Source organism: Methanosarcina sp. MTP4 (assembly GCF_000970045.1).
GTDB lineage: Archaea > Halobacteriota > Methanosarcinia > Methanosarcinales > Methanosarcinaceae > MTP4.
The window spans coordinates 3893509-3907483 of sequence record NZ_CP009505.1; the positions used below are offsets into that span (position 1 = coordinate 3893509).

Genomic DNA, 13975 nt, shown 5'->3' on the forward strand with positions numbered 1-13975 from the left:
CCCCGCCTTTTTAAAGATTGAATCAAAGTTTTTGCGTAACGTTTATCGTTTTATGTACCTGAAAGCAGGTTAAATAGCTTGTGCATCCCCTGAGTGAAAGTACTCCGGAAAAACAGGACAAAAGGAAAAGAGATAGGGAAAGTGGAAAGGAAAAGGATAGCACCAGGTGTAGATTGCGCAGCGCCAATCATACAGACATCATAAGGCCGACAAAATTATATGCGGATTAACTATTGTGTTAGCTTTCAGCTCCTATTTAAGAACAATAAAAACCATAAGAAGTGAAAAACTCAGAGGAATTTACAGGTGGACGAAAGGAGCCAGATGCTGGCAAACGAAAATATAGGCAAACTCCTTCTCAAACTCTCGGTACCTGCAACCATCGGGATGATGGTGCAGGCATTTTATAACCTTGTGGACACGGTGTTTGTTGGCAGGGCCTATGGGATAGAAAGTGTCCAGGCCATAGGAGGAATTGCCGTTGCCTTTCCCATCCAGATGATCGGAATGGCTGTGAGCCTTGCCATAGGGATAGGAGGGGCATCCCTAATCTCCCGCCGCCTTGGAGAGAGGGAGCCGGAAAAAGCCAGCAGGACCTTTTCAAACTTGATATTCCTTTCCCTGATGTCCAGTTTCCTGATAACCGTTCTCGGACTCATATATATAGTGCCGATCCTGAAAATTTTCGGAGCCACTGACACAATTCTCCCTTATTCCCTCGAATACCTGGAAATAATCCTTTACGGCACAGTCCTCTTCTCCCTTGCAATGGTTACAAACAGCGTGGTCCGCTCCGAAGGGAACGCAAAAGTTGCCATGAACGCCATGATGATCTCAGGCGGGCTCAATATCGTGCTTGACCCGATCTTCATTTTCACCTTCGGGATGGGGATCCGGGGAGCAGCCATTGCGACCGTGCTTGCACAGGGGATCGGAGTGCTGTACATTGCCCGCTACTTCCTGAGCGGAAAAAGCACACTCAAGTTCCGCCTCAGAGAATTCAGACCGGACCGGAAAATCACCGAAGAAGTCCTGGCTATCGGGATGTCCCCCTTTGCCAGGAACGTTTCAAGCAGTTTCATGGTCATAATCCTGAACAACCTCCTTGCCCTCTACGGAGGGGACATAGCGATTGCCGTCTTCGGGATTGTAAACCGGCTCCTGATGTTCACCTTCATGCCCATGTTCGGGATCATCCAGGGCCTGCAGCCTATAGTCGGTTTCAACTACGGGGCAAGGAACTTTGAGAGGGTGAGGGAATCGGTAAAACTTGCCATCCTTATCACCACATGCATGTCATTTGCAGGTTTCCTGATACTCTACCTGTTTCCGGAACAGCTTTTCGGGATTTTCAGCGGAGACCTCCAGCTGATAGCGGAAGGAAAAAGTGCTGTAAGAATCATTGTGCTTGCAACCCCCCTTGTGGGGTTCCAGGTAGTAGGAGGAGCCCTTTACCAGGCTCTTGGAAAAGCAAGACCTTCCCTTTTCCTTTCCATGTGCAGGCAGGTGCTTTTCCTTATCCCCCTGGTACTGCTGCTCCCGAGGTATCTGGACCTTCCAGGGATCTGGGCAGCCTTTCCACTTGCTGACCTCCTGGCCTTTGCAGTAACCCTGGTAATGGTAATCCGGGAGTTCAGACTCCTTGCCGAAGCCCGGGACAGGACAGCAATTAATGAACAAACAGCAGTTAATTGACCAGGCTAAGGTTAACTGGCCCTGTAAACCGGACTTACCGGGATTAACTCGTTCATCGCCTGTTAATCATCTGTTGATCACCGGTTCATCCCCGCTTCATCGCTGTTTTTTCCCAGTTCATTACCGGTTCATCAACTTTTTTTGTCAGGAGCACCTAGCTTTTCCGGGCATTCAATTCCAACCTGTAGAAGGGTTCAATACCGGAATAAAAGTTTTTTTGAATGATCAGGATATACTAAACCTTAACTCCGATTTTTTTGTAGGGAATAGGTTGAATTGGAGAACTTTATCTAAGTCTCTTACTTTTTTAGGAACCTTTATCTAAGTCTCTTACTTTTTTAGGAACTTCAGTTATGATTTCGGTTTCATTAAACTCTATTATTTTTACTTTTCTGAACTTTAATAATATTTCAGTGGGTGAAAACTTGTCATTAATATCCGCTTTGAAGGGAACTGATAGAATTGAAAAAGAGAAAAAAGAAGTACTGAAACTACAAGCTTTTGAACCACTGCGCCAGCAGTTTAATGCAAATTTATATTATGCGAGGATTTTAAGATGAGTGAGATTTGGATTGGATTTGCTGAAATGAATGATTTGAATTCATGGATGGAATTAGTTAAGCTTGTTAGTTGGAATTTCCCGGGATTAGAAACAGAAGAACTTATACAAGGTTATAAGGAGAATATACTTGTCAAAAATATAAAGAGAAAAAGTGCGATATGTGCAAAAGATGGTGAGCGTGTTGTAGGTATATTGGTATTTTCGATAAAGTGTAATATGCTTTGCTGTATGGCAGTTCATCCTGATTATCGACGTAGGGGAATAGCTTCTAAATTAATTAAATTGATGCTAAATAACTTGGATAAAGAGAGAGATGTTGTTGTTATAACATTTAGAGAGGGCGATGAAAAAGGTATTGCTCCACGCACTTTATATAAAAAACTTGGATTTGTTGAAGATGAGCTATGTGAAGAATTTGGATATCCGCAGCAAAAATTTATATTGCACAGATAATGAGCATAATCTGAAGGTTAAGCGGGATAATATATCCAAGTTCTTTGCATTTTAATAGGTTTAGCACTAACTGATTTACCCATGAGCGGCATCAGCAATCATTGCTGAACTATTCCCCACTATCTCTGCAAAAAACTTAAACCCGGTCAGTAAAACCGGAGTTTCTAAGAGGCAGTCTTAAAATTCAAACCATTTCTACATTTGGATAATGGGCATTGTGATTTTAAATTTAGACCGTAAATTTATTACATCGGACTTGATCGCCCGATGTATAAAATCAAATACATTAGACGTCATGGCTAAAATTTAAATTTTAGACATTTAACGGTTTAATGATACCATTTTTCAGTTCAATGAGCAAGTACTGTCCCAATTATAGAATCAAATTTAATTTAAGACATCCTTAGGGAAAAACTGAATATAAGCTCCTATTGTATCCTTTTTGTTAGTAACTACCCCAGCTCTATGTATGAGATATAAGTATAGTTGTTACAAATTAGATAACAACAAGCATAGATTACTCAACACTAACCATAAAAGCAATCATAAACGCAGCTATAAGAGTCAATCATATAGACATCAGAATAAGGATACTACATAAAAATAATATAAATATTAGTAACGGGAGAGAATTACAATGAAAGTCATAGGAATCGTAGGAAGCCCGAGGAAGAACGGAAACACGAACACCCTGGTCCAACAGGTACTTGAAGGAGCCTCCGAAGCCGGAGCCGAAACAAAGTCCTTCATCCTCAACGAAATGGACTACAGAGGCTGCCAGGGCTGCAACTACTGCAAAGCCCATGACAAATGCAAGCTTGAAGACGACCTTGCAGAAGTCTTCGAGGAGATCAAAGCAGCAGACGGTATTGTTTTCGGGTCCCCGATTTACTTTGCCCAGTTTACAGGCCAGATGCGACTCTTCCTGGACCGCTGTTACTCCCTGGTAAACCCTGACTTTTCCTCACGGGTCCCGGCCGGAAAGAAAGCAGTGCTTATAGGCGCCCAGGGTGAGCCAGACCCCACAGCCTACACCAGAGTCTTCGAGGAATTCGGAGGAGAAATCTCCCGCTTCATGGGCATGGAAGTAAAGGACACCCTCATAGCAGCCGGATGTGCAGCCCCCGGAGACGTCAAAGGCAATGCCGAACTTATGGAAAAGGCGAAGAACACAGGCCTGAACCTATTCAAATAACGTAAAATGCTGTCAGGAAGTCTCCCACCGGAGTACTTCCTGATTCCATTCAACTCGATTCATTCAATTCTTATTCTAAAAGGGGGGAAACATAGATATGGACACACTCGAAGCAATCCACACCCGAAGAAGCATACGAAAATACACTGACCGACCCGTTCCCCGGGAACTTATTAAAGAACTGATCCGGGCTGCCATGTGCGCACCCTCGGCAGTCAACGCCCAGACCTGGGTCTTTATCGTAATCGACGACCGCAAACTGCTCGATGAGATCCCGACATTCAGCCCCTATGCAAGCATGTGCACGGGAGCCTCCCTTGCAATCCTGGTCTGCGGAGATACGACCAGGGAAAAAGCACCCGGCTTCTGGGTGCAGGACTGCTCGGCAGCTACCCAGAACCTCCTGCTTGCAGCTCATGCCTTTGGCCTCGGCGCGGTCTGGACCGGGATCTATCCCATGGAAGACAGGGTTGAGGGTTTCAGAAAAGCGTTCGAACTTCCGGAGCATGTGATCCCCCTGGGCCTGGTGCCCATTGGTTATCCTGCCCAACAGCCCGGACCTCAGGACCGGTACAGGGAAGAAAAAGTATTCCACAACAGGTACGGCCGGAAAAAAGAGTGAAGCTGTAAAAACTGAGTGTTATTAAAAAACCGGTGATTTTATTGACAGTAAAAGTAGTTGCAAAAAACCGGGTCAAACCTGAGAAAATTGAAGAATTCACGGACCTGTGCAAAACCCTTGTTGAAAAATCGTTGAAAGAAGAAGGCTGCATAGAATACGGGCTGTATCAGGAATTAGAAGAACCAGGACTCCTGACCATGATAGAGGAGTGGGAGGACGAAAAAAGCCTGGAAGAACACTTTAACTCCGTGCATTTTAAGAAAATAGTTCCATTGATTTCAAAATATCTTGAAAAGGAAGCAGAAGTTAATGCGTACGAGAAAAAGCTGTGATTTTATTTTTTAATTCACAAAAAAAAACCCACAGGCATAGTCAAATTTGATATAAGACATGGGTCCATAAAATAGACAGGGGGGATAAACAATAGCAGAGAAAATCAAGATCAATAACAATGTATTTGTCTATCCGATGCCCGTAACCCTGTTGGGGGCAAATGTTGAAGGGAAAGCCAATTTCATGGCCCTGGGCTGGATCACCCGGGTCAATGCAAACCCACCCATGCTCGGAGTCGGAGTTCACAAATCCCATTACACGGCCGAAGGCATCAAAGAAAACAAAAGCTTCAGTGTCAACTTCCCTGAAGCCGAAATGATAAGAGAAACAGATTACTGCGGGCTTGTCTCAGGGGAGAAGGTCGACAAGTCCGGCCTGTTTGAAGTATTCTACGGGGAACTCGAAACCGCACCCATGATAAGGGAGTGCACCCTGAATCTCGAATGCAAACTCGTAGAAACCCTGGAGTTTCCAACAAACTACTTTTTTGTAGGGGAAATTACTACCGCGTACTCCGAAGAGCAATACCTGACCCAGGGGAAGCCCGATATCAAGAAGATTGAGCCTCTGCTCCTGACCATACCCGACAACAGTTACTGGAAGGTTGGGGACTATGCAGGGGAAGCCTGGAAAATAGGAAAAAGCCTGAAAGGAAATGAAAAGTAACCAGGGAAGGGGAGATTGAAAAGGAAATCAGAATGAAGGAAATGGAGGAGTAAAAAAATGAAAGTCGTAGCATTCAACGGAAGCCCGCGAAAAGAAGGGAACACAGCAAAGCTTATAGGACACATATTTTCAGAACTTGAAAAGGAAGGCATTGAAACCGAAATGGTGCAGCTTGGAGGAAAAAGCATTCACGGCTGCATAGCGTGCATGAAATGCTTCGAAAATAAGGATAAAAAATGTGTCATTGACAAAGACATCGTCAACGACTGCATCGCAAAAATGGCTGAAGCCGACGGCATAATCCTGGCCACCCCAACCTATTTTGCAGACCTGACCCCTGAAATTAAAGCCCTGATCGACCGTGCGGGAATGGTCGCAATAGCAAATGACAACCTTTTCAAGCGGAAGGGAGGGGCAGCTGTCGTTGCCGTAAGAAGGGCAGGCTCGATCCATGCCTTTGACTCCATCAACCATTTCTTCACCATCTCCCAGATGATAATCCCTGGGTCCAGCTACTGGAACATGGGAATCGGATTTGGAGAAGGGGATGTTGAGAAAGATGAAGAAGGCATCAATACCATGGAAAATCTGGGACAGAACATGGCATGGCTGTTGAAGAAAATAAACGCATGAAAATTAAAGGAATGCATTATAAATAGAATTTAAGCCGAACCCGGAAGTTTTGAAGGTATTTCAGACTTCCCTACCCTGTTTTTTGATTTGTTTCCCCACATAATCCGGGTTCCCACCCCGATCGTGCTTGCACGACCGGCATTTCCTTAAAAATACAGAGAAAAAACAAAGAATATACGCAAAAGCCCTGTTTTTACTTCGATTCAAGTTCAATTCAAGTCCAGCCCCTGATAAAAAATGGGAAAAAAGATAAAAAGAGAGAAAAACACGGTTGACTGACTTGAATTTCATGCTTCAATTATTATTTTTGGGAAAAGCCGGCCGCCTTCGGCGCCCGGTGAGAGCCCCGGGACCCGAGGTCTAATCGAAAAAAACCTGCCATGGATAAAAATTTAAGAAACTAACCCTGCAATGGGTTTTCCTGCAATAATCATTCCTGCAATACCCTCCCCTGCAATAATTTTTTCTGCAATGTTTTCCCTGCAATGCTCTTTTATACCCTCAGGGGAATTTGTATTGGGGGATATAATGAAAATTCTTTACATTTATGCACAACAGGAACCAACTTCCTTTAATGCTTCCCTGAAAGACACCGCCCTTGCCGCTCTAAAGGAAAAGGGCCATGAAGTTGAGCTTTCAGACCTTTACGCAATGAACTTCAATCCCGTGCTTACCGAGGGAGACTTCACGAAACGGAAAAAACCGGATGTATTCAAGCCTTTCCTGGAAGCAATAAATGCCGTTAAGAACGGGGCTTTTTCGCCCGACATCCTGGCCGAGATGGAGAAAGTAAAATGGGCAGACATCCTGATCTTCCAGTTCCCTATCTACTTTACGTCCATGCCTGCAATCATGAAGGGCTGGATTGACCGGGTCCTGGCTCCAGGGTTTGGCTTCAATCCGATTACGAACAGTGCTTACGAAACCGGGCTCCTGAAGGGAAAATCCGCAATGATTGTCACCACAACCGGGGCTTCACAGGAATGGTATTCGGAAGGGGGAGAACACGGGGACCTGAACAAACACCTGGAATCCGTCACCCACTGCGTCTTTGAGTACATGGGGATACAGGCACTTCCGTCTCATATCGTCTACGAGGTCAGCAGAATTTCCAGAGAAAAAGGAGCCGAAGAGCTCGAAAAGTACAGGCAGAGACTGCTTGAACTCTGAAGTATCGGGTTCCCGGGCATTCAATCATAAATTGGAATCCGGGGCATTAAACTCTGAAAAACTCAAAAATATTGAAGGGGATAAAGAGCTGTTGCCCTGCAACCGGCAAACTATAGTCCTGAAATACTTACACTTACTTTAAACCACGGAAGACCCGGAAAGCACGGAAGGATTGTTTCCCTATTTTCTTTATTCCGTGTTTTCCGTGCTTTCTGTGGTTGAATTCTCACCTGAGATTTATGAAAGAATCTGGGTTATTGGCTATAATTCAACTCTCTCCAAACCGACTTAAATCCTCTTCAAACCGTTTTCGTTATGGAAAACGGCCTTAAAGGCAAACTCTTTTTTCATGTACCGTTTCTTTCATTCGAATAAAAACAGAGTCGCCACAAATTTTTATAAAAATTGAATGAAAGAATTTAGGACCTCGTAATTTAATGAAAACCTTTATTAAGCGTTATGTATGATGGAACATATCAGTTCAACTCTATACTAAAAATCCGTTCAATGAAGGTCTCTAAACAAAAAATATATACACTGATATGAGGTTCCCGGATGAAAAAAGTTTGTACGTTTGTTTTAATTCTGGTCCTGGTTCTAGTTGCATCGGTATCAGGCTGCAGCGAGAAGAAAGCAGCAGGTGCGGAAGGTTCAGGTGCTGAAAACCCGGATATACAGTTCGAAGGAAAAAGCCTGACTGTCTGCTCGGGGGCCGGACTTATCAAGCCCATGAACGAACTGGTCCGGAACTTTGAAAACGAAACAGGAGCCGACATCCAGGTCCGGTACGGCGGAAGTGCCGAGATCTTCGGGATCCTGGCTGCACAGGAATGCGACGTTTTCATCCCCGGGGCCTACTATTATACGGAACAGGCAATGGGCAAGAATTATGTCCTGAACGAAAGCGTCCAAAATGTCACTCTGCACGTCCCTGTGATTGCAGTTCCTTACGGGAACCCCGGAAACATCGGGAAACTTGAAGACTTTGCAAACCCGGGGGTAGAACTGGCTCTCGGAGACCCGAGCGGGCCGGCCATAGGGAAGGTTGCGAAGAAAATATGTTCACAGGCAGGCATTCTCCCGGAAGTGGAAAAGAACACGATTGTCCGGACCACAACGGTAAACCAGCTCCTGATCTATATCGTTACCGGGGAAGTCGATGCAACCTTAATCTGGGAGGATATGGGAAGCTGGGGAGAAGCAAACGGCAAGCTTGAACTTGTCCCGATCCCTGAAGACCAGAATACCATAAAGACCATCCCCACGGCGGTTTCCGTTTATACGAAAGAACCCGAACTTGCAGAGGCTTTTAACAATTATATAGCAGGAGAAAAAGCTGAAGAGACCTGGGAAAAATGGGGCTTTGAGCCATGCAGTCCGTAAGAAAAACCTGCTTAAGGAATTCCTGGTTCAGGAATGCCACCATCGGCATCTCCTTTTTCTTCACCTTTTTGCTTTTCCTGGCCGTGGGGACCCTGCTTCTCGTCCTGAAGCCTTCTGAACTCCTCTCGGCCCTAATGTCGGAAGAGATGCTTTATTCCATGGAGCTTTCGGTACTAACAGCCTCAGTTTCCACAGTTACGGTTATGTGCTGTTCAATCCCGACAGCCTATGCTCTTTCCCGTTTCTCCTTCCCGGGAAAAAGCCTGGTAAAAACAATACTCGGGCTTCCCATGGCATTTCCGGAACTGGTGCTCGGGCTTGCCCTTCTCCTTCTCTTCGGACAGGGCTTTCTGGGACCGTTCCTTGAGACCCTGGGAATAAGGGTGCCTTTCAGCAAACTCGGGATAGTGGTTGCCCAGTTTTTCATAGCTTTTCCCTATGCAGTCAGGGTCATCTACTCCACTTTCGAGGACATAAACCCCAGGTACGAGCAGGTTTCCAGGAGTTTCGGGTACGGGGAATTCGAAACCTTCAGGAACGTAACCCTCCCGATGGCCCGGAGCGGGCTTTTTGCCTCGGCAGTGATCACCTTTGCCCGCTGCATAGGAGCTTTCGGGGCCGTACTTATCCTTGCGGGAGGCTCGTACATGCACACCGAAGTCCTGCCTGTCACCCTTTACCTGAACATCTCCTACGGGAACCTGGAAATGGCAATCACAAGCGGGGTCCTGCTGATGTTGATCGCTTTCCTGGCAATCCTGAGTTTCGAACGCTTCGAAGGAGGAAGCCTGTGAGTTTTCTTGAAGTCCGGGACCTTCACCTTGACTTGGGTGGTTTCGAACTGACCGGAATGGGCCTTAATGCCGAAAAAGGAGACTATGTAGCGCTTACAGGCCCTTCGGGCAGCGGAAAATCTCTCCTGCTCGAAACCGTTATAGGCTTTTATGCCCCGAAGAAAGGCAGCATATTCCTGGAAGGCAGGGATATTACGGCACTTCCTCCCGACAAAAGGCAGATCAGCATTGTCTACCAGGACCACATGCTCTTTCCCCACATGGACGTTTTCGAAAATATCGCATACGCTCTCCGGAAAAAGCTCAGGGACAAAAAGCAGATAGAAAGCGAAGTCCGGCAGATAGCTGGAATCCTGGGAATTGACGGCCTTCTCCACAGGAAACCCACCACCCTCAGCGGAGGGGAAAAACAAAGAGCAGCCCTTGCAAGAAGCCTGGTCGTCCGCCCGAAACTCCTCCTCCTTGACGAGCCCTTCAGTGCCCTTGATATGAGAAACAGGGAAAATATGAGGGAAGTCCTGAAAAAAGCCATCCGCGAATACCGCACCACCGTGCTCCAGGTGACCCATGACTTTGACGACATCTGGAGCCTCGCAAACAGGGTGATCATCATAAGGCAGGGGGAAGTGATGCAGGAAGGAGACCCCGAATCCGTATTCAGGCAGCCGTCTCCGGACTTTGTCGCGGATTTCCTGGGCACCAACGTGCTGAAGGGAAAGGTAAGGGCTCTCGAAGGAAAACTCACGGTGCTTGAAATTCTGGACCGGAAGAGAGACAGTAACCCGGAAAAGGACGAGAGTAAGGACAGGAACTTGAACCAAAGCCGGGAACAGGCCCAGAATCAGAGCTTTGAGATCTATTCTGCGGACCCCGCCGAGCCCGGAGAGGAAGTAAGCATCTCCATCCGCCCGGAGGAAATAATCCTTGCAAAGGGAGCCGTGGAAAGTTCTGCCCGCAACACGGTAAAAGGCATAGTTACTGGAATTTCCAAAAAGGAACACCTTGTCCTGGTCGAAATGGAAATAGGAAATTCCGGATCAGGGAATTCTAGTTCAGGAAATTCGGGGCAGTGGAATTCCGAAACAGGGATTTCAGAGTTAAAAGCCGTGGTGACACCCACATCATGCGAACTGCTGGACCTCGAGATCGGAAAGGAAATTTATGCCGTATTCAAAGCCGCAAATGCCAGAATAATACGCTAATCGGAATTCAAGAATGCTCTAACAGGAAATTTAGGAACAAGCTAAAAGGAATTAAGAAGTAAAAATAAAATGTCAAGAATAAAGGAGCAAGGAGCCAGACCATGATCGATCTTTTTGAACTGTACTTTTTTGAAGACTGCCCCTATCAGGACGAAAGCGCAGAACTGCTAAAGCTTGAAGGAAAAGGAACTCTCAAAATCCGGACCAGGGAAGCCGGAATCTGCGCCTGTGCAGAAGACCTGGCCGAATATTACGAAAAAAAGGGCCTGAAGGTCCTGAAATACCTCAGGGACGGGGAGAAGTTCGAGCCCCAGGACAGCATATTCGAAGCCGAAGGAGATCTCAGGACCCTTTTCAAATTCTGGAGAGTTTCCCAGACCTTCCTCACCGTCATGTGTGCCATAGCAGGCAAAACCTCAACTTTTGTAAACGCAGCCAGAAAAGAAAACCCGGATGTAATAATCGCAGCAAGCAGGAAAACCCACCCCGGAGCCCGCAGGTTCGAGACAAAAGCCATAAGGGCAGGAGGAGGAGACGTCCACAGGAACTCCCTGAGCGATTCTATCCAGCTCAGCCAGAACCACCTGGAAGTGGCAGGAGAACTGAGAAAACGCCGCGCCCTGAAAAAGATAGAAATCGAACCCAGGTCCCGGGAAGAAGCCTTCAAATTCGCCGAAATGTCCGACATCATGCTCCTTGACCACCTTTCCCCCGAAGAGCTCAGGGAGCTGGGCCCCGAACTCAAGAAACTCAACCCAAAACTCGAACTTGCCGTTGGAGGCATAAAGGCAGATAAGATTCCCGAATACGCACCTTTCGTGGACATCATAGTTTCGAGTGCTCCGTATTATGCACAGCCCCTTGACTTTACTACGAAGATCGAGAGAATAGGGAACTAAAGTAAAAGGAAAAGCCAACAGATGAAGGTGACCTCATGACAGGCAACGAAAAAAAATATGAAAACGGAGCCGTACCTGCCCTTGTAAACGAACTCAGGCAGAACTTCGGGCCTGCCCTTAAAGAAATTAAAGCCGAAGACGTCCGCATAGGTCTTGCCTACACCGGAGTCATGCTCTCGGACGGCTACGGAGGCGTGGCCTGCACCCCAATTTTTGATTTTTCCGGCTGCCCTGCCCTGGGTTTTGCAGGCAGGCTGAAAGGAAGCCCTGCAGACACCCTGCTTGAACTTGCCCTCTCAAAAAACCACCTTGAAGCAGCCGTAGGAATCGCAGCCGCAAACGCCCTTTCCCACATGCTCCTGGACCAGAAACCCGAAAACTTCCCTGCTTTCGGACCTGACACGGAACTTGACGTCCTTGACCTAATCAACCCCGGAGACAGGGTTGCAATGGTGGGGTATTTCGCCCCCATGGTCCCGAGTATTTCGAAAAAAGCCGGGAGCCTGACCGTCCTTGAAAAGCGGGAAATAGAATCCCCTAAAGTAAAAACCCTGCCCTCGGAAAAGGCAGATGAAGTCCTTCCCGCCTCCAACGTAATCATCCTCAGCGCCAGCACCCTTGCCAACGGCACACTGGACGAGCTTCTGAAATTTGCAGCCTCCGGGGAAGCAAGAGAAGTTATACTGCTTGGACCGAGTGCACCCCTGTACCCGAAGCCTTTCTTTGAACGCGGGGTTACGGCAGTAATGGGGACAAAAATCACGGATTCGAAGAATATGCTTACCGTGCTTAGCGAGGCAGGGGGAACCAAGAAGCTGCACAGGTGCTGTGGAAAGAAGGTGGCTTTCAGGAAAAAGCAGTAAAAAGTCCGCTAATGTTCAGGAAAAGTAACAGATAAGCCGCTTATTGATTCAGGATTTCAGTCCCCGGAAAAGTTAAATCGTATAGATTTCTGATCCCCACGCTCTCACCGGTCGTCGAAGACGACCGGCTTTTCCATACGTAAATTGAAAAAGAAATTGAAAAAAATACAGAATAGCCGTACTTTTGAACATAGGCTGGAAGGTAGAAGCAGTAACTGGAAAGCTTCTCCCTGGAAATAAATTACTTCCGCTTTACCTTCACCAGAATCAAAAGCCCTAAAATGACCATTATTGAAGTAAAGCCAGGCGTTTGATTGGTTGTTTCATCATCCGCAGCTTCTTCTTTCTCATCTGACAAATCAGCATCATCAACTTCATCCAGTACCGGCGCCTCACACTCTTCTTCATCCAGTACAATCTCTCCTTGCCATATAAAAACGACAGGTACGTCACTTATACCTTCCTGCTCACATTGTTCATCAATTACTTGATATATTTCATCAATTAGAGATTCATTTACTTTTTCTGAACTGTATCCCTGAAAACCTACTTCTAAATATCCATTAATTGAGGTCCCAAAACTGCTCACAGGGCCATCAAATTCAACAAAATACGCGCCAATTCCTGCATCAGGATGAGAAGGATTACAAAGTGTCCGACTACACTGAACAAGTGAATCTGTCCACTCCCTTTTTTCACTGGCATCTGTAAGTACAGGCATTGTTCCTCTAGCAGCTACGAACCCGGAACTCCTCTCGGCCTTTTCAAACATCTCTTGCCCATAGTCCGGTAATGGGTCCTCCTCATCCTGATCCCACAAAAAGACAACAGGGATTTCGCTTATTCCTTCCTGCTCTTCGCAGTAATCCTCAATTTTCTGATAGATCTCGTCAATTTTGGAGTCATCTACTTCTCCTTGATATTCAGAACCCAATTCAATTATTAGTACATGACTGACAGCAATGTTTGTTATAGAGCTGTCAAATTCGGAATATGACGGCCCTATACGGTTAAGATTTAGCCAGCAATCTGAAATTGAATTTTTCCATTCCCGATCAATTGTTTCCGGCACGGTTCCCCTGTAGGCTATGAACGAGGGATCATTTGCAAATTCCGTAATAGAATCGGAGATTTCATTATATTCGGAATCGTTCAATTCATCATCAGCGGCACTTGCAGAACCAGATGATAAAATTAAAACAAAGATCATGAGCAGTAGACATTTGCCAATACTGTTTATTTTAAACATCAAAATCATACCTCATTGATCGTGGAAAGTACATTTGAACTCCACAAATTACTTTCAATCGCCTCCTTATAAATATTCTGACCAAACCATCAAACTGACTGTTTTTCACACTCATCTCAAGTCTGCAATTATTTTCAGATCTTCGATTTTTTGATAGTTTGGCCAGAAAAAGTATATATGAGGAAATGCCCCCACTAATAATCATAAGCTAATATAGAAAAAAAAGTGAAAAACTTCACGTTTATTTTAGCTTATA

At 46.0% G+C, this 13975-nt stretch carries 14 protein-coding genes; 13 read left to right on the forward strand and 1 reads right to left on the reverse strand.

Annotated features, from left to right (window positions below; translation table 11 throughout):
* Positions 1–306 precede the first annotated feature (306 nt).
* From MSMTP_RS16305 to MSMTP_RS16375, 13 genes are all read left to right on the forward strand, one after another.
* Complete coding sequence (locus MSMTP_RS16305) at positions 307–1695, forward strand: MATE family efflux transporter (RefSeq protein WP_048181649.1); 1389 nt, start codon at positions 307–309, stop codon at positions 1693–1695.
* A gap of 556 nt (positions 1696–2251) precedes the next feature.
* The gene (locus MSMTP_RS16320) at positions 2252–2710 is read left to right on the forward strand and encodes a GNAT family N-acetyltransferase (RefSeq protein ID WP_048181657.1); all 459 of its coding nucleotides are present in this window, start codon (positions 2252–2254) and stop codon (positions 2708–2710) included.
* 637 nt (positions 2711–3347) lie between these two features.
* Positions 3348–3905, forward strand: a complete 558-nt coding sequence (locus MSMTP_RS16325) for a flavodoxin family protein (RefSeq protein WP_048181660.1) — start codon at positions 3348–3350, stop codon at positions 3903–3905.
* 97 nt (positions 3906–4002) lie between these two features.
* A complete protein-coding gene (locus MSMTP_RS16330) occupies positions 4003–4527 on the forward strand; it encodes a nitroreductase family protein (RefSeq protein ID WP_048181662.1) in 525 nt (174 codons plus the stop codon).
* Between the two features lie 32 nt (positions 4528–4559).
* Positions 4560–4859 carry a putative quinol monooxygenase gene (locus MSMTP_RS16335; protein WP_231582831.1) on the forward strand — a complete coding sequence of 100 codons (300 nt, stop codon included), beginning with the start codon at positions 4560–4562 and terminating at the stop codon, positions 4857–4859.
* A 136-nt stretch (positions 4860–4995) separates the two neighbouring features.
* Positions 4996–5526, forward strand: a complete 531-nt coding sequence (locus MSMTP_RS16340) for a flavin reductase family protein (RefSeq protein ID WP_048181669.1) — start codon at positions 4996–4998, stop codon at positions 5524–5526.
* A 57-nt stretch (positions 5527–5583) separates the two neighbouring features.
* Positions 5584–6159 carry a flavodoxin family protein gene (locus MSMTP_RS16345; protein ID WP_048181672.1) on the forward strand — a complete coding sequence of 192 codons (576 nt, stop codon included), beginning with the start codon at positions 5584–5586 and terminating at the stop codon, positions 6157–6159.
* Between the two features lie 528 nt (positions 6160–6687).
* The gene (locus tag MSMTP_RS16350) at positions 6688–7329 is read left to right on the forward strand and encodes an NAD(P)H-dependent oxidoreductase (RefSeq protein ID WP_048183862.1); all 642 of its coding nucleotides are present in this window, start codon (positions 6688–6690) and stop codon (positions 7327–7329) included.
* A 555-nt stretch (positions 7330–7884) separates the two neighbouring features.
* On the forward strand, positions 7885–8712 hold the full coding sequence (locus tag MSMTP_RS16355) for a molybdate ABC transporter substrate-binding protein (protein ID WP_048181675.1): 828 nt from the start codon (positions 7885–7887) through the stop codon (positions 8710–8712).
* Positions 8700–9506 carry an ABC transporter permease gene (locus tag MSMTP_RS16360; protein ID WP_048181677.1) on the forward strand — a complete coding sequence of 269 codons (807 nt, stop codon included), beginning with the start codon at positions 8700–8702 and terminating at the stop codon, positions 9504–9506. Before MSMTP_RS16355 ends, MSMTP_RS16360 begins: the two co-directional genes overlap by 13 nt.
* Positions 9503–10708 carry an ATP-binding cassette domain-containing protein gene (locus tag MSMTP_RS16365; RefSeq protein WP_048181680.1) on the forward strand — a complete coding sequence of 402 codons (1206 nt, stop codon included), beginning with the start codon at positions 9503–9505 and terminating at the stop codon, positions 10706–10708. The genes MSMTP_RS16360 and MSMTP_RS16365 overlap by 4 nt, the downstream gene beginning before the upstream one ends.
* Before the next feature lie 101 nt (positions 10709–10809).
* On the forward strand, positions 10810–11607 hold the full coding sequence (locus tag MSMTP_RS16370; protein WP_048181683.1) for a nicotinate-nucleotide pyrophosphorylase: 798 nt from the start codon (positions 10810–10812) through the stop codon (positions 11605–11607).
* Between the two features lie 35 nt (positions 11608–11642).
* The gene (locus tag MSMTP_RS16375) at positions 11643–12470 is read left to right on the forward strand and encodes a Rossmann-like domain-containing protein (protein ID WP_048181686.1); all 828 of its coding nucleotides are present in this window, start codon (positions 11643–11645) and stop codon (positions 12468–12470) included.
* Between the two features lie 241 nt (positions 12471–12711).
* On the opposite strand, the gene MSMTP_RS16380 is transcribed toward MSMTP_RS16375, so the two are convergent.
* Complete coding sequence (locus tag MSMTP_RS16380) at positions 12712–13719, reverse strand: hypothetical protein (RefSeq protein ID WP_048183865.1); 1008 nt, start codon at positions 13717–13719, stop codon at positions 12712–12714.
* Positions 13720–13975: the final 256 nt, after the last annotated feature.